Origin of the sequence: Collinsella sp. TM05-37 (assembly GCF_003436455.1) — a bacterium.
In the GTDB taxonomy this organism is placed as follows: Bacteria; Actinomycetota; Coriobacteriia; order Coriobacteriales; family Coriobacteriaceae; genus Collinsella.
On sequence record NZ_QSPN01000014.1, the window covers coordinates 30,772 to 54,063 of the forward strand.

Annotated in this window: 20 protein-coding genes; 16 read left to right on the top strand and 4 right to left on the bottom strand. The window is 56.8% G+C overall.

Going from position 1 to position 23,292, the window contains the following annotated elements; genetic code table 11:
• Window positions 1–489 precede the first annotated feature (489 nt).
• The 3 genes from DXD48_RS07750 to DXD48_RS07760 are packed head-to-tail and all read right to left on the bottom strand — an operon-like array spanning window position 490 to window position 5,158.
• Window positions 490–2,346: an ABC transporter ATP-binding protein gene (locus DXD48_RS07750; RefSeq protein WP_117564714.1), complete on the bottom strand. Its 1,857-nt coding sequence runs from the start codon at window positions 2,344–2,346 to the stop codon at window positions 490–492.
• Window positions 2,346–4,712: an ABC transporter ATP-binding protein gene (locus DXD48_RS07755; protein WP_117564716.1), complete on the bottom strand. Its 2,367-nt coding sequence runs from the start codon at window positions 4,710–4,712 to the stop codon at window positions 2,346–2,348. Before DXD48_RS07755 ends, DXD48_RS07750 begins: the two co-directional genes overlap by 1 nt.
• Window positions 4,709–5,158 carry a MarR family winged helix-turn-helix transcriptional regulator gene (locus DXD48_RS07760; protein WP_117564717.1) on the bottom strand — a complete coding sequence of 150 codons (450 nt, stop codon included), beginning with the start codon at window positions 5,156–5,158 and terminating at the stop codon, window positions 4,709–4,711. The genes DXD48_RS07755 and DXD48_RS07760 overlap by 4 nt, the downstream gene beginning before the upstream one ends.
• Before the next feature lie 249 nt (window positions 5,159–5,407).
• Here DXD48_RS07760 and DXD48_RS07765 point away from each other — a divergent pair, with 249 nt between their 5' ends.
• The 15 genes from DXD48_RS07765 (at window position 5,408) to DXD48_RS07830 (ending at window position 21,450) form a co-directional block, all read left to right on the top strand.
• Window positions 5,408–6,157, top strand: a complete 750-nt coding sequence (locus DXD48_RS07765; protein ID WP_089572357.1) for an SDR family NAD(P)-dependent oxidoreductase — start codon at window positions 5,408–5,410, stop codon at window positions 6,155–6,157.
• Window positions 6,158–6,265: 108 nt separating this feature from the next.
• Window positions 6,266–7,279, top strand: coding sequence for a 2-keto-3-deoxygluconate permease (locus tag DXD48_RS07770; protein ID WP_117564719.1), 1,014 nt, complete (start codon window positions 6,266–6,268; stop codon window positions 7,277–7,279).
• Window positions 7,280–7,749: 470 nt separating this feature from the next.
• Window positions 7,750–9,801 carry a formate C-acetyltransferase gene (gene pflB, locus DXD48_RS07775; protein WP_089572355.1) on the top strand — a complete coding sequence of 684 codons (2,052 nt, stop codon included), beginning with the start codon at window positions 7,750–7,752 and terminating at the stop codon, window positions 9,799–9,801.
• Between the two features lie 85 nt (window positions 9,802–9,886).
• The gene (grcA3, locus tag DXD48_RS07780) at window positions 9,887–10,138 is read left to right on the top strand and encodes an autonomous glycyl radical cofactor GrcA3 (protein WP_055252439.1); all 252 of its coding nucleotides are present in this window, start codon (window positions 9,887–9,889) and stop codon (window positions 10,136–10,138) included.
• 302 nt (window positions 10,139–10,440) lie between these two features.
• A complete protein-coding gene (locus DXD48_RS07785; protein ID WP_117564721.1) occupies window positions 10,441–11,451 on the top strand; it encodes a LacI family DNA-binding transcriptional regulator in 1,011 nt (336 codons plus the stop codon).
• Window positions 11,452–11,635: 184 nt separating this feature from the next.
• A complete protein-coding gene (locus tag DXD48_RS07790; RefSeq protein ID WP_117564723.1) occupies window positions 11,636–13,018 on the top strand; it encodes a family 43 glycosylhydrolase in 1,383 nt (460 codons plus the stop codon).
• 45 nt (window positions 13,019–13,063) lie between these two features.
• Window positions 13,064–14,515, top strand: a complete 1,452-nt coding sequence (locus DXD48_RS07795) for a PTS transporter subunit EIIC (RefSeq protein ID WP_117564724.1) — start codon at window positions 13,064–13,066, stop codon at window positions 14,513–14,515.
• A 101-nt stretch (window positions 14,516–14,616) separates the two neighbouring features.
• Window positions 14,617–16,059 carry a glycoside hydrolase family 32 protein gene (locus tag DXD48_RS07800; RefSeq protein ID WP_117564726.1) on the top strand — a complete coding sequence of 481 codons (1,443 nt, stop codon included), beginning with the start codon at window positions 14,617–14,619 and terminating at the stop codon, window positions 16,057–16,059.
• A gap of 266 nt (window positions 16,060–16,325) precedes the next feature.
• Window positions 16,326–17,180, top strand: coding sequence for a DegV family protein (locus tag DXD48_RS07805; RefSeq protein ID WP_117564728.1), 855 nt, complete (start codon window positions 16,326–16,328; stop codon window positions 17,178–17,180).
• Between the two features lie 186 nt (window positions 17,181–17,366).
• A complete protein-coding gene (gene pflA / locus DXD48_RS07810) occupies window positions 17,367–18,185 on the top strand; it encodes a pyruvate formate-lyase-activating protein (protein WP_117564730.1) in 819 nt (272 codons plus the stop codon).
• A 240-nt stretch (window positions 18,186–18,425) separates the two neighbouring features.
• Complete coding sequence (locus tag DXD48_RS10320; protein ID WP_255413212.1) at window positions 18,426–18,560, top strand: hypothetical protein; 135 nt, start codon at window positions 18,426–18,428, stop codon at window positions 18,558–18,560.
• Between the two features lie 78 nt (window positions 18,561–18,638).
• On the top strand, window positions 18,639–19,379 hold the full coding sequence (gene mtnN / locus DXD48_RS07815) for a 5'-methylthioadenosine/S-adenosylhomocysteine nucleosidase (protein ID WP_099432169.1): 741 nt from the start codon (window positions 18,639–18,641) through the stop codon (window positions 19,377–19,379).
• Between the two features lie 38 nt (window positions 19,380–19,417).
• Window positions 19,418–20,008: a ribosome biogenesis GTP-binding protein YihA/YsxC gene (yihA, locus tag DXD48_RS07820; RefSeq protein ID WP_055252447.1), complete on the top strand. Its 591-nt coding sequence runs from the start codon at window positions 19,418–19,420 to the stop codon at window positions 20,006–20,008.
• 94 nt (window positions 20,009–20,102) lie between these two features.
• Window positions 20,103–20,786: a DUF3990 domain-containing protein gene (locus tag DXD48_RS07825; protein WP_117564732.1), complete on the top strand. Its 684-nt coding sequence runs from the start codon at window positions 20,103–20,105 to the stop codon at window positions 20,784–20,786.
• Window positions 20,752–21,450 (top strand): helix-turn-helix transcriptional regulator, encoded by a 699-nt coding sequence (locus DXD48_RS07830; protein ID WP_233514977.1) that lies wholly within the window; start codon window positions 20,752–20,754, stop codon window positions 21,448–21,450. Before DXD48_RS07825 ends, DXD48_RS07830 begins: the two co-directional genes overlap by 35 nt.
• A 232-nt stretch (window positions 21,451–21,682) precedes the next feature.
• On the opposite strand, the gene DXD48_RS07835 is transcribed toward DXD48_RS07830, so the two are convergent.
• Window positions 21,683–22,696 (bottom strand): hypothetical protein, encoded by a 1,014-nt coding sequence (locus tag DXD48_RS07835; protein ID WP_117564734.1) that lies wholly within the window; start codon window positions 22,694–22,696, stop codon window positions 21,683–21,685.
• A gap of 100 nt (window positions 22,697–22,796) precedes the next feature.
• Between DXD48_RS07835 and DXD48_RS07840 the strand changes: the two genes are divergently transcribed.
• Entirely contained in the window at window positions 22,797–23,060 is a 264-nt protein-coding gene (locus DXD48_RS07840; protein ID WP_233502327.1) for a helix-turn-helix domain-containing protein, read from the top strand.
• Window positions 23,061–23,292: the final 232 nt, after the last annotated feature.

Consider the following 23,292-nt stretch of genomic DNA (forward strand, 5'->3'; position numbering starts at 1 on the left):
GACAGACTTAAATGAGTGCTCGCAGAATGAGAGTGGATAATCTCCCGTTTTTAAGTAGTCGTTGGACGTTCTTGTTTGACTGGTCGTTTAAGAACGTCCCCAATGACTACCCTGTTGGCCTTTTCCAGGCCCTGTGGGCAAAAAATGGCAAATATGAGTACTGTTGCTATCGTAGTGTCATATTGCCGGCATAAGATAATAGACATAACAGAAAATATGTTCATTAACCTTAACACATATAAGCCCGCTATAGAACTATTTGAGTAATTTAGGGGCGCTTGCAAGCCGTGCGGGCAGCATATGGGGCTGTTTTGGCTGTTACTAAAAAGGTAACAGTACTCATATTTGCCATTTTTTGCCCACAGGGGCTGGAAAGGACCGTCAATTCGGCTCCAGGGGATGCGGCCCAAGGGCCGCAGAACGAAAAATGGGGGCGCTGGTTGTCCTGCGCCCCCATTCTTTGGGTATTGCGGTTGTTTGCCGCCGGTTTTACGCCGCCTCGTCGAACTGCGAGTTGTACAGGTCGGCGTAGAAGCCGCCCTGGGCGAGCAGTTCGTCGTGTGTGCCCTTCTCGACGATGTCGCCGTCGCGAATCACCAAGATTACGTCGGCGTTGCGGATTGTGGACAGGCGGTGCGCGATGACAAAGCTCGTGCGGCCCTGCATCAGCGCATCCATGGCGCGCTGAATAAGCTCCTCGGTGCGGGTGTCCACGTTGGAAGTCGCCTCGTCTAGAATCAGCGCCGGGCGGTCGGCCAAAATGGCACGGGCGATGGTCACGAGCTGGCGCTGACCCTGCGACAGGTTAGTGCCCTCCTCGTTGATCATAAAGTCGTAGCCACCGGCGAGCGTATGGATAAAGTGGTCGCAGCGTGCGGCGCGTGCGGCGGCCTCGACCTCGGCGTCGGTCGCATCGGGGCGTCCGTAGCGGATGTTCTCGCGGATGGTGCCGTTAAACAGCCAGGTGTCCTGCAGCACCATGGCAAACTCGCCGCGCAGCGCCGCGCGGTCCCAGTCGCGCACGTCGACGCCTTCGACGCGCAGCGAACCGCCGTCCACGTCGTAAAAGCGCTGCAGCAGCTTAATGAGCGTGGTCTTGCCGGCGCCGGTGGGGCCGACGATGGCAATGGTTTGGCCGGGCTGCGCCTCGCAGCTAAAGTCGTGGATGATGGTCTTGTCGGGCGTGTAGCCAAACTTGACATGGTCGAACTCCACGTGGCCGGGGCGCTTTTCGGGAATCTGCGCGTCGGCCTTTTGCTCCTCCTCGGGCGCGGCCAGGAACTCAAAGACGCGCTCGGTGGCAGCGGCCATCGACTGCATCGTATTGCTCACGTTGCCCAGTTGCTGTACGGGTTGCGTAAAGTTGCGAACGTACTGGATAAAGCTCTGGATGTCGCCGGGCGTGGCATTGCCGGTCAACGCGAGCTGTGCGCCCACCACGACGACGCCCACATAGCCCATGTTGCCCACCAGGCTCATAAGCGGCATCATCAGGCCCGACAGGAACTGCGAACGCCAGCCGCTAATAAAGAGTCGGTCGTTTTGACGGTCGAACTCCTCGATCGAGGCCTCGGCGCGGTCGAACACCTGAATGACGTTCTGGCCGGCAAAGTCCTCCTCGATAATGCCGTTGACGGCGCCCAGAACCTGCTGTTGCTCGCGGAAGTACGGCTGCGAGAAGTGAATCATCACGACCAGGATTATCGCGGCGGCCGGCAGCGTGAGCACGGTGACGCCGGTGAGCGGCAGGCTGATCGACAGCATCATGACGAGGACGCCGATAATCTGCGTCACCGACGTGATGAGCTGCGTCACGCTCTGGTTGAGCGACTGGCCCAGCGTATCGACGTCGTTAGTGATGCGGCTGAGCACGTCGCCCTTGCTGTGTCCGTTAAAGTAGCTCATCGGAACGACGGCGATCTTGGCGGCGATCTCCTTGCGCATGCGATAGCAGATCTTTTGCGTGACGCCGGTCATGAGCCAGCCTTGGATCAGGCTGCAAACAGAGCTCGCCAGATACAGGCAGAGCAAAAAGCCGAGCGTCTTGGCGATCCAGTCAAAGTCAACGTCGCCGGTGCCGTTGACCTTGGCAACCAGACCCTCGAATAGCTTGGTGGTGACCTGGCCGAGTACCTTGGGTCCCACGATATTAAAGACGACCGAGCACACGGCAAAGGCGACGGCGGCAAACACGGCAATCTTGTGCTGGCCGATATAGCCGAGCAGCTGCCTCATGGTGCCCTTAAAGTCCTTGGCCTTTTCGCCGCGACGCATGCCGCCCATGCGGCCCATGGGTCCACGCTGGCGGGTGGGCTTGGGAATCTGAGTCTTGGTTTCGTCTGCCATTAGCGCTCGCCTCCTTCCATAACGGCTTCAATCTCTTCTTGGGTAAGCCCCAGCTCCTCGGCGGAAAGCTGTGACTGTGCGATCTCCAGGTACGCCGGGCAGCTGTGCAGCAGCTCCTCGTGCGTACCGGTGCCCACCACGTGGCCGTCGTCGAGCACGATGATCTGGTCGGCGTGCATGATGGTCGCGATGCGCTGGGCCACGACCACGAGTGCGGCGTCGGTAACGTTTTTTGCCAGCTCCTCGCGCAGGCGAGCGTCGGTCTTGTAGTCGAGTGCGCTAAACGAGTCATCGAACACCACGACCTCGGGCTTTTTGGCCAACGCGCGGGCGATGGCCAGACGCTGGCGCTGACCGCCCGAGACATTGGAGCCGCCCTGACTGATGGGGGAGTCGTAGCCGCCCTCGCGCTCGGCGATAAAGTCCTCGGCTTGGGCGATGCGTGCCGCCCGGTGCATGTCATCATCGCTCACCATGTCGCCGGCAAATTTAAGGTTGCTCTCGACGGTGCCCGAGAACAGGCGACCCTGCTGCGGGATGTAACCAATGCGGCGGCGCAGCTCGGAAAGGGTCATGTCACGCACGTCGATACCATCGAGCGAAATGCTGCCACCCGTGACGTCGTACAGGCGCGGAATCAGCTGCACGAGCGTGGACTTGCCCGAGCCCGTGGAGCCAATGATGCCGAGCATCTGACCGGCGTGCGTGGTGAAGTTCACGCCGCTGATGACGTCGGCGCGGGCAGCGGGATACTGGAAGCTCACGTCACGGAAGGTGAGCTCACCGCGCGGCGCGCTGGCAGCAGGCAGTTTGGGCGAGGCAGGGTCGTTGATGCTCGTGGGGCAAGTGATGACCTCTTCCACGCGCTCGACCGCGACCTCGGCGCGGGGCAGGATGACCGAAACCATGGTGAGGATCATAAACGCCATGACGATTTGCATGGTGTAGGAGATAAACGCCATCATGTTGCCGACCTGCATCACGCCGTCGGACACGCCCTGCGCGCCAAACCAGACGATAAGCACGGTGATGCAGTTCATGACGAGCATCATGAGCGGCATCATAAAGCTCATGGCGCGGTTGGTGTAGAGCTGCGTGGTCATCAGGTCGAGGGACGCCTGGTCAAAGCGCTCGAGCTCATGTTCCTCGCGGTTGAACGAGCGGATGGGCATAAGACCGTCGAGCAGCTCGCGGGCGGTAAGGTTCACCCGGTCCACAAAGCTCTGCATCTTTTTGAACTTGGGCATGGTGAGACCCATAAGCACGCCGACGACGGCCGAGACCGCGATGATGGCCACGGCGATGGTCCACTCCAGGCCGGTATGGTTGGCCAGGACGCGCGTGACGGCGACGATGCCCATGACGGGGGCCATCAGACACATGCGGATAAACAGGGTTGCGGCCATCTGGATCTGCTGAATGTCGTTGGTGCAGCGGGTGATGAGCGAGGCCTGGCTAAACTTGCCCACCTCGGCCGGCGAGAAGTGCATAACCTTGTTGAAGGTCTCGCGGCGCAGGTCGCGGGCGATGGAGCAGGCGGTGCGCGAAGCCACGGCGCCGGTCAGGATGGTGGCGACGAGCGACACGAGGCACAGCCCAAACATCGTGGTCGCCATGCGGCCCAGGTAGGCGTTCTGCACGTCGGCGGGGTCGATGCCTTGCGCTTTGTACTCTTCTTGTACGTAGGTCACGGCGCGCTGGGTGACGATGGACCCCGACATGGAGCCCATTTTATCTGCCATTTCGTTGGCGCTTTCGACGAGCTTGCTTTGGTCTACCAGACCGCCTTCGATGCCCAGACGCAGGCTCTTCATGGTGATCTTACCGCCGTCTGCATCAATCTGCTTTTGCATGTTCTGGGCCGCCGTGGCCTTCTGCTGCATCTCGGCGAGCTGCTCGGGCGTCATCGCCGCCATTTGCTCGGGCGTGGGCATGGCCTGAGCGGCGTCGCTGTCTTTCTCGCTGGACGTGCCGGTCATGTCGCCCATGGAGTCGGCGTCGATGCCTTGGTTGAGCGAAAGGACGACGGTCTCGGGCAGGCTCATAATGTCGGCGAGCTTGCTGCCGTCGGCGCGCTCGTCCTCGGTGCCCTTGTACGTGCGAATCCCGTTTTTGTCTGCCTTGCCAAACGCAGCCTCTACCGTCTTGGCGTCTTTGGCGCTCATAAAGAGTTCGAGGTCGTCGAGCGATTCGGAGCGGATGGTGTCGGGCACGGGCGAGGCGATGCCGCCTTGCTGCACGCCCACGTCGACGATGTCGCTCATATAGGTAGGCAGCGCCAGATCGGCGTTGCAGCTGATTACGATAAGTACGATAGCTGCGAACAGTGCCAGGACATGCTTTTTAAAGAGCTTGAGAATCCTCACTCGGCATCTCTCCTTTCTTGGTTGCGGTCGATAATTTCGTTGGCACGTCTTAGAAGGCGCACCATCTCTTGGGTATCTGTTTCGCCGAACTGCTCAAGGAAGGCCGCGGTGCGGTCCTCGAATTCCCGACGCTTGATCTCGAGATCATGGAATCCCTTGTCGGTCACCGTGACGTGTACGCGACGACGGTCGGTCTTTGAGTGCTCACGCTCAACCCAGCCCTTGGCTTCGAGAGCGCGTAGGATATTGGCGATGCGGGCGCTCGAGACCCAGGCACGATTGGCGAGTTCGCTCGGCGTGAGCGAGCCGCCAGCGAGCATGAGAGCGCGCATGACGGCCATCTCGCCGCCGAGAGCTTTGTCCGCAAAGTGCGAAATGCGCTGATGCATGCTGCCAAACTCAGTTAAGAGTTGACGCCCAAGCTCATGGAAATCGGTATCTTCCACCGAAAACCCCTAACACTAGAAACTATTTTCGGTGAAAGATGATACCCGCATATTCGGGCCTCATGCAGTGGGCAATATAAAGAGCGCATAAAGAGTTAAAAAATTCAATTGCTGAAGCGTTTCAAAGAACTACTATGCCCGCGGTTAGGCGAGGGGTTGTCACCACCATGACGACTGGGACTCATTTATCGCCACGTGCGATGCTCCAACTTCCCGCAAGGAGACACCTGAATCAAGGGGGTTGGAGTCATGGCATTTGACTTCACGGGCAAAACCGCGATCGTTACCGGCGGCACTCAGGGCATTGGCCTCGAGATCGCCAAGGGCATCGTCGCGGGCGGCGGACACGTCGCGCTCATCGCAAGGAACGCTGCCAAGGGCGAGGCCGCTGTGGTCGAGCTTGGCGAGGGCAACAAGTTCTATCAGCTCGATGTTGCCGATGCGCCCAAGGCGCGTGAGACCGTCGAGCAGATTTTTACGGACCTGCCGCAAACCAACATCCTGATCAACTGTGCTGGCGTCATCAGCACCAAGAAGTTCGACGAGATCGATGACACCGAGTGGCGTCGTACCATCGACATCAACCTCAACGGTACCTTCACTATGATGAATGCTGTGTACCCGCACTTTAAGGCGGCCCATGCCGGCACTATCGTCAACGTGAGTTCCGTTGCGGGCAAGATCGGTGGCGGCCTGCTCGGCACCGCGGCTTACGCGAGCTCCAAGGCCGGTGTTAACGGTCTAACCAAGGCAGTCGCCAAGGAAGGCGGCAAGTTTGGCGTCCGCTGCAACGCCGTGTGCCCGTCGCTCACCCTTACCGATATGACCTCGATTCTCTCTGACGAGAACTCTCAGCGCATCATCAACGGTATTCCTCTGGGCCGTGCCGCCCAGGCAAGCGAGCCCGCGCAGATGGTGCTCTTCTTTGCCTCCGACCTTGCCAGCTTCGTGAACGGCGAGATCGGTGACTGCGACGGTGGCATCGTTCTGGACGGGTAATACCCCGCGACGTTAATTCGGCGACGGCTCCTGCGACTCGGGACCGTCGCCTTCTTTCTGGCACAGGAGCGTGTGACCGCGTGTCGCACGCATCAAAAGGAGATATAAATGAGTGAATCGACTGCGGTGGAGGCGCCGGCGGCAAAGGAGCCGTTCTTTAAGATGTCCTCCATCCCGGGTGCCAATATTTTGGTGCCGCTTTTGTTGGGCTGCCTGCTCAACACGCTGTTCCCCGACCTATTCAAAACGCTCGGCAGTTTTACGCTTGGCATGACTCAGCAGGGCGCAGGCCCGCTTGTTGGCGCTTTTTTGCTCATCGTCGGTACGACGATTTCGTTTAAGAGCGCTCCTGCCGCCGCTGCCCGCGGCGCCATCATCATCGCCGTCAAGCAGATCGTGGTCGTTGCCGTGTCGCTGCTCATCCTTTATGTGTTCAACGACAACCTGTTTGGTATCTCGGCCATGGTGATGCTGGCCGCTTGCACGGGTGCGAACAACGCTATGTACGCTGGACTGATGGGCACCATGGGCAATGAGGCCGAACGTGGTGCCGTCGCAATCACCACGCTGGTTGTCGGCCCTCCGGTCACGATGATCGTGCTCGGCGCTGCCGGTCAGGCTCCGATCGGCTGGTCGCTCGTGGGCGCCATCCTGCCGATCGTCGTCGGCATTATCCTGGGTAACCTCTTCCCCAGCTTTAAGAAGATGATGGCACCGGCACTTTCCGCCATCATCGTGCTCGTCTTCTTTGCCATGGGATCGACCATGACCTTTGGCCAGCTTATCAACGGTGGTCTTCCCGGCATCCTGCTCGGCGTGATCTGCTCGGTGGTCTTTGCAATTCCCGTCATCGCGGTCGATAAGCTCACGGGCGGTACGGGTGTCGCAGGTGCGGCCATTTCGAGCTGCGCCGGAGCCAATGTGGCCACGCCTGCTGCCATGGCAAGCGTCAACGAGGCCATGTACGGCGGCGCGGTGCTCGCGACGGCTACGGCGCAGGTCGCAGCATGTGCTATCGTGACGGCCATTTTGACCCCGCTGGTCACCAGCTGGTGCTACAAGCATTTTGAGGGCCAGGGCCACAGCAAGGCAACGACCGACAAGGCCGCCGCAGCCGCCTAATGCCAAGCGGCAATCAAAGCTAAATAACTAGCCATGCCACAGGGCGGCCCCGGGGGAAATCCCGTGGCCGCCCTGTAGTTTCTGTGGGGTCTCTGGGGCACTTTACTCTGCTAAAGCTGGCATAACAGCTAGAGTGAAGGACGTATAAAGGCAAGGGGAAATATCAAGCGAATCGGTGAACGGTAGCTGATGGTGGGAGCGTTTCCTGCGGATTTGTTAAAAACAACCTTATGGTATAAAAAAAGAAACATATAACAGCCCTGATGAAGGGGGTGGCTATGTTATCCTTCTCAAACGGGTGAAATCTTGGGTTTTGGGTTGCAGTTCCAAGGTGGACAAACGTTTTTCCCTGTACCAACGTGTGGTGAAGAACGGAAGAAGCCGGTAGTGCAAGCCGATAATTCAAGAATTCAATAAGCAGCGGTGTGAGAGAGCGCCGCATTACACGTAACTAGGAGCGTGGTTACACAATGCAGGAGGCATGGGAAGGCTTCAAGGAAGGCATCTGGACGGGAGAGGTTGACGTCCGAGACTTCATCCAGAAGAACTACACCCCCTACGAGGGCGACGAGTCGTTCCTCGCCGGCCCGACCGAGCGTACCAAGGAGCTGTGGGGCGAGGTTCTCGACCTGCTGCTCAAGGAGCGCGAGCAGGGCGGCGTCCTCGATATGGACACCAAGACCGTCACAGGTATCGTGAGCCACCCCGCTGGCTACATCGATAACGCCCACCGCGAGATGGAGACCATCGTCGGCCTCCAGACCGACAAGCCGCTCAAGCGCGCGCTGCACGTCAACGGCGGTATCCGCATCGCTTGCCAGGCTGCCAGCCAGCACGGCTACAAGATCGACGAGAACGTTGTCGAGCGCTACACCTTCGAGCGCAAGACTCACAACGCCGGCGTCTTCGATGTCTACACCCCCGAGATGCGTGCCTGCCGTTCGGCCCACATCATCACCGGTCTGCCCGATGGCTATGGCCGCGGCCGCATCATCGGCGACTACCGTCGTGTCGCCCTGTACGGCGTCGACTACCTGATCAAGGACAAGGAGGCCCAGAAGGCTTCCACCCCGACGGTCATGACCGCCGACAACATCCGCGATCGTGAGGAGCTGCAGGAGCAGATCCGCGCCCTCGGCGAGCTCAAGATGATGGCCGAGACCTATGGTTTCGACATTTCCAACCCTGCTACCAACACGCAGGAGGCCATCCAGTGGATGTACTTCGCCTACCTCGCTTCCGTTAAGGAGCAGAACGGCGCCGCTATGTCCATCGGCCGCACCTCTACGTTCATCGACATCTACGCTGAGCGCGACCTTGCCAACGGTACCTTCACCGAGGAGCAGATCCAGGAGTTCGTGGATCACTTCATCATGAAGCTCCGCATGGTCAAGTTTGCCCGTACCCCCGAGTACCAGGCCCTGTTTACCGGCGATCCGCAGTGGGTCACCGAGTCCATCGGCGGTATGGGTGTTGACGGCCGTACGCTCGTTACCAAGATGAGCTACCGCTACCTGCACACGCTCGAGAACATGGGCACCAGCCCCGAGCCCAACATGACCGTTCTGTGGTCGACCCGTCTGCCCGAGAACTTCAAGAAGTTCTGCGCCAAGACTTCTGTCGCCAGCTCCTCGATCCAGTACGAGAACGATGACCTCATGCGCGTCTATCACGGCGACGACTACGGCATTGCCTGCTGCGTGTCCTCCATGCGCATTGGCAAGGAGATGCAGTTCTTCGGCGCCCGCGCCAACCTGGCCAAGTGCCTGCTGTACGCACTCAACGGCGGTGTTGACGAGGTCTCCAAGAAGCAGGTCGGCCCCAAGTATCGCGCCGTCGAGGGCGACACGCTCGATTACGACGACGTTGTGGCCAAGTACAACGACATGATGAAGTGGCTCGCTGGCGTGTACGTCAACTCGCTGAACATCATTCACTACATGCACGACAAGTATTGCTACGAGCGTATCCAGATGGCTCTGCACGACAAGCACGTGCACCGTTGGTTCGCTACGGGCATCGCTGGCCTTTCCGTCGTGGCCGACTCCCTGTCCGCCATCAAATACGCCAAGGTCCACCCCGTCCGTGACGAGAACGGCATCATCGTCGACTTCGAGACCGAGGGCGAGTTCCCCAAGTACGGTAACGACGACGACCGCGTCGACCAGATCGCTCACGACGTTGTGCACCAGTTCATGGAGTACATCCGCATGAACGACACCTACCGCAACTCCGTGCCCACGACCTCGGTTCTGACCATCACCTCCAACGTCGTGTACGGCAAGAAGACCGGTTCTACGCCTGATGGCCGCAAGGCTGGCCAGCCCTTCGCCCCGGGTGCTAACCCCATGCACAAGCGCGATAGCCACGGCGCCATCGCTTCGCTGTCTTCGGTTTCCAAGCTCCCGTTCCGCGATGCTCAGGACGGCATCTCCAACACCTTCTCCATCATCCCGGGTGCGCTCGGCAAGGAGGACCAGGTGTTCTTTGGCGATATCGACCTTGATCAGCTGGGCGAGTAACTATTGTTAGTGCTATACTAACAATAACGATTACTGATTAGTGCGCCGGTTTCGGCCGGCGCCTATCGATCGAAGGAGACACATTATGAAGGTTTCTGAAGTTTCCGAGACTCAGGCCGATAACCTGGTCCACATGCTCGACGCTTACGCCGAGAAGGGTGGCCACCACCTGAACATCAACGTCTTCAACCGTGAGACGCTGCTCGACGCTCAGGCTCACCCCGAGAAGTACCCGCAGCTGACCATTCGCGTTTCCGGCTACGCCGTGAACTTCCACACGCTCACCAAGGAGCAGCAGGACGAGGTCATTTCGCGTACCTTCCACAACAAGTTCTAAAGGGGTTTAACTCCCGCAGGATCGCCGGGGCTGTTTGGGCTACCTCCCAAAACGTCCTCGGACATGCAAGAAGCCCTCGCTGCGCACTTCGTGCGGCGAGGGCTTCTTGCGTCCTGCGGAATATTTTGGGAGGTAGCCCAAACAGCCCCGGCGGGGTCCTGTGTAGTCACCCTTTAGGCGGAACTCTCCTAATTATTTGGATGAGTCGTTTACTTACTTGTACTGTTACCGTCTTCCCACTGTTGTTGGGGTATGCTTTGTTCGTATGTAAACGTATGACATGTTGATGAGGGGAGGGTGCTATGGCTCGCGAGGGCGCTCGTTCTAAGGATTCTGCTAAGCCTGGCATCAAGGAAGTTGCAGCGGTGGCGGGGGTTTCGCCTACTACGGTATCTCGCGTGCTTAATAATCGCGGCTACATTAGTCAGGAAACCCGCGATAAAGTCCATGCGGCGATGGAGCGCATCAATTACACGCCCAACGATATCGCCCGTGCCATGCTCAACGGTCGCCTGAACCTTATCGGCATGATCGTTCCCTTTGTGAGCAGCCCGTTCCATGCTCAGGTTGTCCAGGCGGTCGAGCGCACGTTGGCGGGAAACGGCTTTAAGATGTTGCTGTGCAACAGCGCCAATCGACCCGATCTTGAGCGTTCCTATATTGACATGCTCCGCCGCAATATGGTCGACGGCGTAATCGTCAACTCCCTCAATATCGGTGCCGAAGCATATGCCGAGATGGGCTTGAGCCTGGTTGGCATCGACTGCGATCTTGGCGAGGGCTCTGTCCAGATTGCAAGTGACAGCTATGGCATCGGCGAGCTCGCCACGCGCCGTCTGATTGATGACGGCTGCAGGCGTATCCTGTGCCTGCGCAGCAATAGCCGCATGCGCATGCCTGCCAATAAGCGTACCGATGCCTACCTCGATGTTGTTGAGCAGGCCGGTTTGTCCGCGCTTGTTCGTGAGGTCGAGTTCGTTAAGCCCGACGACGAAAAGGGCGCGGTCGTCGCGAAGATCCTCGATGAGAACCCCGATATTGACGGCATCTTTGCGGGAGACGACACGATGGCGGCCATCTGCCTCAACATGATGAAGCAGCGCGGCTTGAGTGCTCCGGACGATATTAAGGTCGTGGGCGCGGATGGTGCCCGCCGCACCATGACGTTTATGCCTGACCTAACAACCGTACGCCAAGATATCGATCGCATCGGAGAGCTCGCGGCGCAATCCATCATCGCTCTGATTAACGGCGATAAGCCCGAATCGAATATAAAACTCCCCGTTGAACTTATTGAGGGCAAAACCGCGTAGTTCATCCCGTGCTAAAAGAATCCCTCAAACGCCACCGATAACCGTTCGCCGGCATATGTCAACCGTTTGCCGACGACTGGAACTGCGAAAAGACGTATGGATATGAAAACGTTTGACATATGAAAACGATTGACATATCTTGCAGATGTACCGAGTTAGTATCTCGACGGAAAGGAAGTCTCGGATGCATAAGGTGTATTACCAGCCTGAGGGAATTTGGGTAGGCGACATCATGCCGTACGGCGAGGATGGCACGTTCTATCTCTATCATCAGCGTGACACGCGTAACCCCGAACCTTTCGGAGAGCCGTTTGGCTGGGCACTCGCGACGACCAAGGATTTCGTCAACTACAAGGACTTTGGCGAGAGCCTTGAGCGTGGCGGCGACGAGGAGGTCGACCAGTACGTTTATGCCGGCACGGTGTTTAAGGTGGGCGACAAGTACCATGCGCTCTACACTGGTTGCAATCGCGATAAGGTCCGCGCACGTTTGATGAAGCAGGTTCTTCTTCACGCAACGAGTGACGACGCCGTCAAGTGGGAGAAGAACATCGCCGAGACGCTGCTTCCGCCCCAGGAGGGTTACGATGACCGCAACTGGCGCGATCCCTTTGTGCTTTGGGATGAGGAGAACGAAGAGTACATGCTCATCCTCGGCACGCGTGTGGGCGAGGACAAGCGTCTGATGACCGGTCGTCTGGTCAAGTTCACCTCCAAGGACCTGGATACCTGGGAGTTCCAAGGCGACTGGTGGAATCCGGGCCTGTACACCATGTTCGAGATGCCCGATCTCTTTAAGATGGGCGACTGGTGGTATCTGGTGTTCTCTGAGTACAGTGATGGCAACAAGACCCGTTACCGCATGTCTCGCTCTATCAACGGTCCCTGGATCACTCCTGCGGACGATTCCTTCGATGGCCGCGCGTACTATGCCGCACGTACCGCATTTGATGGCGAGCGCCGCGTTCTCTTTGGTTGGGTTCCTACGCGTGACGAGGGCGGCGACCCCAGCTCTTACCTGTGGGGTGGCACCTTTATGCCCCTCGAGATCGTTCAGCGTGCCGACGGAACGCTTGGCACCAAACTCCCCGACAGCATGCTTGGCGCCTTTGGCGAGGCTAAGGCAGTCGAGGCCTTTAAGCTTTCCTGCGAGTCGGGCAAGGTCGAGCAGGTGCTCGCTGCGGATGCCGGTTCCACCTATATGCTCGACGCCGACATCGAGCTCGCCGGTGACGCTGCCGGCTTCTCGGTAAAGCTCGCCGAGAACGCCGAGTCCGGTCTAGCCTATGAGTTCCGCGCCAACCTGCGTGAGGGCAAGCTCGAGTTTACGGCGGCCCCCCAGTATCCGTGGTTCCAGGTCAACAACATGGGCCTCGAGCGTCCGTTGTTCTTCAAGGGCGAGGGCACTCATCATGTGCGCCTGGTCGTTGACGACGATATCGCGACCATCTTTGTCGATGATGTTGCGCTTAACGCTCGCTTTTGCAATAAGCAGGGCCAGGGTGTGGCGCTGACGGTCACCGACGGTACGCTCAAGTGCGCAAATGCAACGATCGCATCTCTGTAATGGCCACAAAACGTCTTATGATTTCGTAAGGGAATGGAGAGGAACATGGACTACAAAGTAGTGTCTCAGCAAGTCGTCGATAACGTCGGCGGTCTGGAGAACATCGAGGGTGCCACGCATTGCGTTACGCGTCTGCGTCTGGTGCTCAAGGATACGAGCAAGTACAACAAGGCCGAGCTCGAGAACATCGATGGCGTCAAGGGCGTGCTGTACAACAGCGGCCAGCTCATGATCATCTTTGGTACCGGTACCGTTAACAAGGTCTACGATGAGTTTATGGCTCTGACGGGCGTCAAGGAGATCAGCGCTTCCGAGGTCAAGGGCGCCGAGGCGGACAAGAAGGGCAAGTTCTTCTCGGTCCTCAAGGTATTCTCGGACATCTTTATCCCCATCATTCCCGCTTTCGTCGGCGCTGCTATCATCATCGGCCTTAAGTCGCTGATCGTTGCCAACGGCCTCTTTGGCATGGAGGGCAGCCTTGCCGACCACAGCGAGTTCCTCAAGAACCTCGCAAGCTTCTTTGCCATTATCGCCACCACCTTCGATTACCTGCCTGTCCTGGTTATGTACAGCGCGGTGAAGCGTTTTGGCGGTAACCCGATTCTGGGCATCCTCGTCGGTATCGTCATGGTTCACCCGAGCCTTATGAACCGCAACACGTTCGTTATGGATCCGACGGGCGCTGAGTACTGGAACTTCGGCCCGCTCTCCATTCCCATGGTTGCTTTCCAGGGCGGCGTGTTCCCCGCAATCCTGACCGCCTGGTTCATGGCCAAGGTCGAGAAGATTGCCCAGAAGTACATCCCCGAGGTCGTCTCGTTCGTCTTTGTCCCGACCGTCACCCTGATTCTTGCCAACGTCGCCCTGTTCACCGTGTTTGGCCCGCTCGGCAACCTGATCGGCGATGTTCTCGCTGGCGTGATCGACGTCCTGTACAACAGGATGGGCGTCTTTGGTGCCTTTGTCTTCGCCGCGTTCCTGCAGCCGCTCGTCGTTACCGGTACGCACCAGTTCATTCAGGGTATCGAGGCTAATCTCGTTGCCACGACTGGCTTCAACTACATTCAGGCCATCTGGTCCGTTTCCATCATCGCCCAGGGCGGCGGCGCCATCGGCATGTATCTCATTCACAAGAAGCATTCCAAAGAGCGCAACATCTGCATGTCGTCCTTTATCCCGACGCTGGTCGGAATCTCCGAGCCCGCTATCTTTGCTGCAAACATGCGCTACTCGATCATTCCGTTCATCTGCGCTTGCATCGGTGCAGGCTGCGGCGGTGCCTTCGTGAAGCTCTTTGAGGTGCGCGCTATCGGCCAGGGTCTGACCGGCGTACTTGGCCTGCTCATCGTCACGCCCGAGACCCTCGTGTGGTATGTGGCTGGCAATCTGATCGCTTTCTTCGTCCCGATCATCCTGATCTTTGCCTACAACAAGGCAAAGGGCGTGCCGACCACCGATGAAGAGGGCGCTGGCGCTGGCTTCGACGTTAGCTTCTAGTTGAGCCGTTCAGCGTAATGTGCGGATAAGTCCATTTGAGGAAGGGCGTTCGGCTCGTGTGAGTCGAGCGTCCTTCCCCATAGACGAGAAAGTCAACGGCGATGTTAAATCAAAAAAATAAGGTGACGCGCGCGGACTATGAGCAGTGGCGTGCCGGACAGGATGAGACGGCGGGTCGCATCGCGTCCGACCCCGATAGGCTCCTGTTCCATGTGGAGCCTGAGCTTGGCTGGCTCAACGACCCCAACGGTTTGGTGCAGATTGGTGATACGTATCACATCTATCACCAATACGATCCATTCGATGCTGCGCATGGCGGTCCAGTGCTTTGGAATCATCTGACAACAAAGGATTTTGTGACGTACGAGAATCGTGGCCCTGTGCTGTTCCCCGATTCCGATTTGGATTCGAGCGGAGTGTATTCTGGTTCTGCCTTTGTACACGACGGCAAGATTCACTACTTCTATACCGGCAACGTCAAGCATTTTGATCGCGACGATTACGACTATGTGCTGACAGGGCGCGAGCAAAATCAGATTCACATGGTCGCCGAGAACCCCGACGAATTGGGCGAGAAACGTATGGCTGTTGGGCCGCTCGATTACCCCGACGATATCGGTACGCACGTGCGCGACCCCAAGATCCTGGAGCACGACGGTATCTACTACATGGTTCTCGGTGCTCGTACAAAAGACGACCGCGGTTGCGTGCTTGTCTATACCTCGCGCGATCTTGAGTGCTGGCAATATGCGACGCGTATTGAACTCGGCGAGAAGTTCGGTTTTATGTGGGAGTGCCCGGATCTGTTTGAGCTCGATGGCGAGTTAATCCTCGTTTGCTGCCCACAGGGCGTGCCCGTCGATGGTTGGCGTTACCGAAACCCGCATCAGTGCGTGTGGTTCCGCATCAAGGCCGATTGGGAAAAGCCTTGCTTTGCCATTGTCGAATCGGGCAAGCCCCAGATGGTCGATGCAGGTTTTGACTTCTATGCCCCTCAATCATTTGCAGATGCCGACGGTCGACGGATTATGATCGGTTGGGCCGGCTGCCCCGATGCAACGGCTCAAAACCCGACGGTGGAACGCGGATGGCAGTGCGCGCTTACCGTGCCGAGGGTGCTGAATATGCGCGACGGTAAGCTCTGCCAGTGGCCCGCGCGCGAGGTTGAGCAACTGCGCAAGGAGCGTGTTTCGGTGACCGCCGGAGAGACCGTCGACTCTCCTGGTCGACTGTTTGATGCCGTCGTGTCGTGCCGGGGGACGAAGTCCATTGAGCTGGAGGTTCGTGAGGGTGTTGTCGTGTGCTTTGCCAACGGAATGATCACACTTGATATGGGCGATGAGGGCTATGGACGCGACAAGAGGTCGGTTGAGCTCGACGAGCTTTACTGCCTGCGAGTCCTTTCGGATGCCACGATGCTCGAGGTATTTGTCAACGACGGCGAGGTTGCGCTTACGAGCCGCACCTATTCGTCTGCGGCGCCTGCGATGCAGTTGCGCGCCGAGGGCGACGCCTCGATGGAGTTTTACCGTCTGGCTCGCTAGCCGCATTGTGAGTGACCATGGCGTTTTGGATACACGGGCTTTCTTGGTGGCTACCGTTTATCGCATATAGCTACCGTTTGCGGAGTAAGTAACACTCATTACTAAACCGTGTAGAATCTCATGCAAGCACGGAGTATTTCAGGGAGACGCTGTCCTTTGTTGTGGCGAAGGGCGGCGTCTCTCTGGTGCTTGGGAGTCGTTGTTCAATTGGGCGACGGGCGTGCGCGCGTAATAAATAATCAACGTCGAGATGGGTCGTGATGATAATGGGCAAGTACGTAATCGTGGTTGAGTCTGGTTCGGATGTGACGCCGGAGCTCTGCGAGCGCTACGGCATCGTGCGCGTGCCTATGCATGTCACGATTGGTGACGAGACCGTCGAGGACGGTTCGATCGATCCGCTCGAAATATATTCGCGTTGCAACGAGTTTGGCGTGATGCCCAAGACCAGCGGCTGCGCGCCTGCGGATTTTGCTCATGTGTACGACCGTATCCATGCCGAGAAGCCCGACGCGACCATCCTGCATCTTGCGTACTCCGAAGTCACGACCTGTTCGCATCAGTCCTCCAAGATTGCAGCTAAGGGCCGCGACTACGTGTTCTCCATGGACACGCGCTTTGTCTCGGTAGGCCAGTCGCTTGTTGCCGTCGAGACTGCCAAATACATCGAGGCTCACCCCGATGCCACCGTCGACGAGATTTTCGCCTTCACTAATTCCGTCATGGACCGCGTGCTGCTGGTCTTTGTTCCTACCGATCTTGCCTTCCTCAAGGCGGGCGGTCGCTTGTCCAACGTTGCGTTCCTGGGCGCTCATCTGCTCAAGATCAAGCCCTGCATTGAAGTGACGGGCGGCAAGTTTGTGGCAACCAAGAAATTCCGCGGCTCTATGCTCAAATGCGCCCGTGCCTTTATTGACCACATGGTTGCCAAGGGCGAGATTGACTACTCGCACATTGGCCTGGCGTATTCGGTAGGCCTTTCCGAGGAGCTGCGCGATGATATGGAGGTCTACGCGCATGAACTCGGCTTTAAGGACATCACCTGGACTCAGGTCGGCGGCGTCATCTCGAGCCATTGTGGCCCGACCGCCTTTGGTGCGGTGCTGACGCTCAAGGCGTAAGGGCTGGCGTAATCGATATCTATTGCCACGGCGGCGGGCGGGTTGCGACAACCTTCCCGCCGCTCTTGCGTGGGGCCAAATAGGACAACCCAATCGATCGCTAAACCGTTTCACCATCATGCGTATGGGCTAGAATGACTCTGGCATTTTAATTGACAATAACCAAAGAGAGGCAAGGTTGCGGGAATGGCTGAGATGACGCTTGAGGGTGTGGACGCTCATCCCGAGGACTCTGCGTATGCCCTGGGTCGCGTGCATTCGATCGAGACGATGGGAACGGTCGACGGTCCCGGCATCCGCTTTGTGGTGTTTGTTCAGGGCTGTCCCATGCGCTGTGCGTATTGCCATAACCCCGATACCTGGTCGGTTAACGGCGGCACCATGGTGACCGTCGAGCACCTGATGGACGAGTTCCAGAGCAACCATGAGTTTTACCGCAGCGGCGGAATTACGGTTTCGGGCGGCGAGCCGCTCCTGCAGCCCGAGTTTTTGGCCGACCTGTTCTGTGCAATGCACAACAACCCCGATGGCCGCGTGCATACCTGCCTTGACAGCTGCGGATATGCGTTTGACCCCAACCATCCCGAGAAGTTCGATGCTGTGCTCAACGAGACCGACATGGTGCTGCTCGATATTAAACATGCCGATCCCGTCGAGCATAAAAAGCTGACCGGTTGCGACCCCGCACGCATTCTGGCGTTTGGTGATGAACTCGCGCGTCGCAAGATTAAAGTCGTTATCCGCCACGTGGTGGTGCCGGGCATTACCGACACGGTGGAGGAGTGTGAGGCGCTCGGCCGCCTGATTGCCCCGTGGCATAACGTGGTGGGCCTGGAGATGCTGCCGTATCACACGATGGGTGTCGTCAAGTACGAGCAGCTGGGGATTCCCTATAAGCTTGAGGGCGTGCCTCAGATGAATACCGCGCGCATGCCCGAGCTGCGCAATGCCGTTATGACCGGCATGAAAAAGCGCCGCACGGAACTCAAAAACGCCATCGGCTAGCGGCACTCATTGGGGACAGACTTAAATGAGTGCCCCCGGGCACCTAGTTGATTGCTAAAGAGCCCCGTCAAGTTGCGGTGGAATAGTTCTTGTTTATCGGCTAATACCGCCCAAACAGGAACTATTTCATCGCAACTGCGTTTTGGGCAGAGATGCGCAACAGAATCGGTGTTTTTGCATAGAAACGCCTGTTTATTGTTTAGAGACACCTTAAACGCGACTGAATATCTTTGGAAAGAAATGCCTGCTATCGACATCGATGGCCGTACCTATGTCATGAGCGTCATGACATCGATGCCGTGGAGCGACCGCTCGAGTGAGGTTACGGCCGCGATTGCAAAGGCGCTGTTTGATACGCGAGCTGCACTGGCTTAGCGTGTTCGTTTGGCGAGGTCAAACAAAATGCTGGTACCATACCGTGGTTGAGAATTTCGTATAGGTTTGGGGAATGGTATGGCTACCATCGCGATTATCGGTGCGCTCGAAAAAGAGATCATGCAGATTAAGGAAGAGCTGAGCGACGTTTGCGAGGCACGGGAGGCAGGCTTGACCGTTGTGAGCGGCGAGCTCGACGGCCTGACAGTTGTCGCCACAACGGCGGGCATGGGCACGGTGAACGCCGCCGCTGCAACACAGCACCTCATTAGCAAGTATGCTCCGCAGGCTGTTGTGTTTTCGGGCATTGCGGGCGGTTTGAACCCCAAGCTCCATATCGACGACGTGGTCATTGGCAAACGCCTACGCTATCTGGATACCGATACCGCGCTTATCGCCGAGTCCGCACCGGGGCTTGAGGAGTTTGGTTCGACGCCCGCGCTGGTCGATATTGCCGTCGACGTGCTTGCTGAGCGTGGGTTCGTTGACGCTTCGACAAATGCAGTCGCTTCGAACGAGGGCACCAAACAGTTCCTGGTCGGCACGATTGCCACGGGTAACCGCTTTGTGACGGGCGCCGCCATGCGTAACGACGCTATCGAAGCGACGCATGCCGATTGTGTCGGCATGGAGGGCGCGGCGATTGCCCATGTCGCAACCAAAAATGGTGTCGATTGCCTGGTGTTGCGCGCTATCAGCGATAATTGTGACGAGGCGTACGATGCAATTTGCGACCGAGAGTTCGATCTGTTCGAGTACGCGCGTGTCGCAAGTAACATCACGCTCGATATCGTCCGCCGCATTGCCGCTGCGCAATAGCGCGCTCTTTTGTAAGAACCTACGACCAAGGAGTGTCCATGGCCGATTCCATTAACTACCAGCTTGCCAAGTTCGTCGCCAGCTACGGCAAGGTTTCGCAGATTCCCGAGTCCACCTGCCCCGAAGTGAGCTTTGTCGGCCGCTCCAATGTGGGCAAGTCGTCGATTATGAACAAGCTCTTTGGCCGCAAGAACCTGGTCAAGGTTTCGAGCACACCGGGCAAGACAAGCAACATCAATTTCTTCGAGGCCGACGACGTGCACTTCGTCGACCTGCCGGGCTATGGTTTCGCCCGTCGTTCTAAGGCCGAGCGCGACCGCTGGGCCGAGCTTATCGGCGACTTTTTCGACTCCGAGCGCAGCTTTAACCTGGTTGTGTCGCTGGTGGACATTCGCCACGACCCCAGTAAGCTCGACCATGACATGATCGACTACCTGCAGGGCAACGAGTTCAACTTTATCGTCTGCCTCACCAAAGCCGACAAGCTCAGCCGCACCCAGCAGGCCCGCCAAGCGGCAGCCATCAAAAAGCAGCTCAACGTCCCGGCTGAGAACGTAATCATCACGAGCTCCCAGACCGGCACCGGCATCGACGAACTCAAGCGCCGCATCGCCGAGGCCTGCCTCTAATCGAGCTGCAACCCCTCAAAAGCTCTTATCTATATCACCTCAGTGATAGTTATTGGTAAACTATCACTGTGGTGATATTTTTTAGGAGGCCGATATGGAGCTGTGGCACGGGTCGGAGGTTGTTGTCGAGCATCCGTCGCTGGATAGATGTAAGCAGTTCAACGACTATGGACGTGGGTTTTATTGCACGCCACATGAGGAAATGGCGATGGAATGGGCATGCCGGACCGAGTCCGATGGTATCGCGAATCGATATGAGCTCGATATGGATGGTCTCGCGGTCTTGGATTTGGAGTCCGGGGAGTTTTCAATTCTTAATTGGCTTGCGATTTTGGCCGACAACCGGGAGTTTAATGTCTCGACGCCGCTGGCACGCGAAGGACTTCGCTATCTGCTGGATAACTGCCTGATTGATATTTCTCCCTATGATGTTATTCGAGGCTATCGCGCCGACGATTCCTACTTTTCGTTTGCAAGACAGTTCGTTAACGGCATGATCTCGCTCAGGCAACTGCAACTCATTATGCGTTTGGGCGATTTGGGCATCCAATACGCTCTTATGAGTGAGCGCGCGTTCTCGGCGATCAGGTTCCGCGATTGGAAGCAGGCCTCGGGAGCTGAGTTTTATCCCAAACGATTTGAGCGAGAACAGAATGCTCGACGTAAGTATCTGGATACGATAAACGGATTTGACACCGAGGGTGTCGACATTAGGGATTTGATGGCAGGGAGGGTTGATTTAAATGATCCAAGAGTTAACGGATTGTGGGCCGAGTAGGACATATCCCGTCTATTACCTCGAGGACGCAATGAACAACCTAGGCGACTGCTTTGACTATGCCGTTAATGATTATGGAGCAGAGGGATCGGAAGTTGCTGAACTCTTTTGCCTCAGCGGCGTAGCTCGCGAGTTCGAACGCGGCAACGCATGGGTCGTATCGGGAAAATCGGGCGTTGAGCTGTTCGCGCTTATCGCTGAAAGATCGGGCTATCAAAACAGGCCTATACCGGACTGCACCTATCGATTTGAGAAGACGCCGGAATATTGGGCGGGCTGGATGCTGGCATACCTGCAGTGGCGTTTAGGGGAGTCTTTCGAAGATCTGCTGCATGTCGTTCCATTTGATGCGCTGCGCGGTCTGTACTATCCCTGGCATGAAGCCTCAGAGGAACGTGTGGCGCGTCTTATTTGCGATATGGCGAAGAAAACACCTCGTCAAACTAAACTGGCGCAAGCAAGAAAGAGGCTCAAGAAAACCCAACAAGACCTGGCATACGAATCGGGCGTATCACTCCGCTCAATCCAAATGTACGAACAGCGCCAGAGAAACATCAACGAAGCATCGGTAACAACCGTAAGGGATATGGCGAAAGTCCTGCACTGCAGCATCGAAGACATCTTAGAGCCAGTCTTTGAATACAAAGAAACTAGCGCAGCCTAAAAGAGATGCTGGCCGCTGATTGCTCAAGTTGCAGTTCGAGCAATTTGAGCAGCGAAGCCGGCTGCCTAGTGGGGGCATGTGGGCCTTCTAGGTATCAAAATCCGCCTACGTATTGAAATGCCCCGCCAAGCTAAAGTGCTCGGCGGGGCATATTTCGATTGACGATGCTAGCAGGGGTTGAACTTTAATATGCCGCGAGTAAGAGGCGCCTGCATTTAGCAATTAAAGTAAATTATTCAATTCGGGTGCTCAGCCAGTATTCTCCATTTGAAGCTAAGATTGCGTACGTAATTCCATTTTTGACAGTTGGCGTACCTACGCAGGCAGCGCCAATCTCCTTAGCGTCGGAAAATGAGAGTGTTGGATCAATTGCTTGTATGGTTGCTAATGCTGTCGCCGCGGCATAATCTGAATTTTCGAAGTACATGACTATGTTTTTGAAGCAGTTTTCTGATCCAAGATAGCTGAATAGTAGTTGACTGCTCGAGTCCGAGAAAAAACCTCCAATACCGGCAAGCGTAGAGCCATTTTTTATCTGAAGCTCGAGTCCCGTGCCGCTATCGTCTAACTCGTAACTCGCCTTCATACTGCTGCAATTGGGAATATCGGAGAATTCCTCGTTAAGTCGTTCAATAAAGCCTTCAGGTGAAATTGAAAACGATCCGTCGCCAAGAAAGGAAGTAATTTCCTTTTCGTTGCGGGTGTCAACGACCTCTCCGCATTTTTCGCATTCTCGTATTTCCTTTGAGGTGGCGTCTACGTAGTCAACTTCGGTAGTCCACGAGCCCGGTTGGTGTCCGAGTGGCTCCCCTTTCGTTTCGCCGCAACGCTGGCAGGTCTTCGGTGTCGTACAAGTTGCTTCTTCCCATTCGTGCCCGAGAGGCTCTCCCTCGGTTTTGCCGCAACTTTTGCATACACGGGGGCTAGTGCAGGTTGCATTGGCCCATAGCTTGTGGCTACAAAACAATTGAGGAAACAGCATGGGCAAACTGAAGATGATGACAACTGCCACGGCAGCTGCGATTGCCGCTCGTTTTTTATTGCCTAATTTATGAATGGCCCGCGTTAGAAGTGAGTCGTTTTCTTCATTTTTGCGTGCGCCGTCATCTTCGTTTGATGGCGGAATTTCAGAGGAGGGGATGTCGCTAGCACCATCAGAAAACTGCTCGGCTTTGAAATCTGGCTTCCGCTCGTCGGACTCGCTGAGTGCCTTTTCCTCGTCGGGCTCCTTCATCTCGTCATTCATGTTTATCGAGGCTCCTTCCTAGCTATGAATCTGCGATGGGCATTTTTGATAAGCGGAATGGCTGGTGACATAAATATATCCCAGTTTGGGATATATCAAAATGGAATATAGCGTAAACGGCATGAACGTTGATGCTAACAGGACATGCGGAAAATGCCTTTCCCAGATTCGTCGGGAGCAAGGTATCACTCAGGTTGAACTTGCAAAGAAGCTGGGGGTACCTCAGTCGTTCATCTCAAAGGTCGAGACCGGGGAACGCAGCCTTAGGGTTTATGAGCAGTTTGTCTATGCGGATGCACTCGGAATTACTGTTGAGACGCTAGTACGTAAACTTGGGGCTGTTTTGAGTAGCGGAGATAATTAGATGACGCCACGCATCGATCATCAATTAGAAATTAAAACAGAGCTATAGGGCGAATGAGATGCTGGGAAGTGCGCCTTTGTCAAATAGAAGCCAAAAAATCAGCCCGGCGACTTTCCAGAGCGTAGGTTCCTGTAGCCGCCGCCAGTGAAGTTAACATAGGGGAGGCCAGGGGCTTTGCCCCCAAATCTTTCCGCAGGACGGCAGGACCCCCGCCGCACGAAGTGCGCAGCGG

What these genes read in the sequence shown, in the direction of transcription:
- DXD48_RS07800 (WP_117564726.1), top strand. Translation starts at nt 14,617, where the DNA reads ATGTTAAATCAAAAAAATAAGGTGACGCGCGCGGACTATGAGCAGTGG.
- DXD48_RS07805 (WP_117564728.1), top strand. Translation starts at nt 16,326, where the DNA reads ATGGGCAAGTACGTAATCGTGGTTGAGTCTGGTTCGGATGTGACGCCG.
- mtnN (WP_099432169.1), top strand. Translation starts at nt 18,639, where the DNA reads ATGGCTACCATCGCGATTATCGGTGCGCTCGAAAAAGAGATCATGCAG.
- pflA (WP_117564730.1), top strand. Translation starts at nt 17,367, where the DNA reads ATGGCTGAGATGACGCTTGAGGGTGTGGACGCTCATCCCGAGGACTCT.
- DXD48_RS07830 (WP_233514977.1), top strand. Translation starts at nt 20,752, where the DNA reads ATGATCCAAGAGTTAACGGATTGTGGGCCGAGTAGGACATATCCCGTC.
- yihA (WP_055252447.1), top strand. Translation starts at nt 19,418, where the DNA reads ATGGCCGATTCCATTAACTACCAGCTTGCCAAGTTCGTCGCCAGCTAC.
- pflB (WP_089572355.1), top strand. Translation starts at nt 7,750, where the DNA reads ATGCAGGAGGCATGGGAAGGCTTCAAGGAAGGCATCTGGACGGGAGAG.
- DXD48_RS07795 (WP_117564724.1), top strand. Translation starts at nt 13,064, where the DNA reads ATGGACTACAAAGTAGTGTCTCAGCAAGTCGTCGATAACGTCGGCGGT.
- DXD48_RS07840 (WP_233502327.1), top strand. Translation starts at nt 22,797, where the DNA reads ATGGAATATAGCGTAAACGGCATGAACGTTGATGCTAACAGGACATGC.
- DXD48_RS07785 (WP_117564721.1), top strand. Translation starts at nt 10,441, where the DNA reads ATGGCTCGCGAGGGCGCTCGTTCTAAGGATTCTGCTAAGCCTGGCATC.
- DXD48_RS07825 (WP_117564732.1), top strand. Translation starts at nt 20,103, where the DNA reads ATGGAGCTGTGGCACGGGTCGGAGGTTGTTGTCGAGCATCCGTCGCTG.
- DXD48_RS10320 (WP_255413212.1), top strand. Translation starts at nt 18,426, where the DNA reads ATGCCTGCTATCGACATCGATGGCCGTACCTATGTCATGAGCGTCATG.
- DXD48_RS07790 (WP_117564723.1), top strand. Translation starts at nt 11,636, where the DNA reads ATGCATAAGGTGTATTACCAGCCTGAGGGAATTTGGGTAGGCGACATC.
- DXD48_RS07770 (WP_117564719.1), top strand. Translation starts at nt 6,266, where the DNA reads ATGAGTGAATCGACTGCGGTGGAGGCGCCGGCGGCAAAGGAGCCGTTC.
- DXD48_RS07750 (WP_117564714.1), bottom strand. Translation starts at nt 2,346, where the DNA reads ATGGCAGACGAAACCAAGACTCAGATTCCCAAGCCCACCCGCCAGCGT.
- grcA3 (WP_055252439.1), top strand. Translation starts at nt 9,887, where the DNA reads ATGAAGGTTTCTGAAGTTTCCGAGACTCAGGCCGATAACCTGGTCCAC.
- DXD48_RS07765 (WP_089572357.1), top strand. Translation starts at nt 5,408, where the DNA reads ATGGCATTTGACTTCACGGGCAAAACCGCGATCGTTACCGGCGGCACT.
- DXD48_RS07835 (WP_117564734.1), bottom strand. Translation starts at nt 22,696, where the DNA reads ATGAATGACGAGATGAAGGAGCCCGACGAGGAAAAGGCACTCAGCGAG.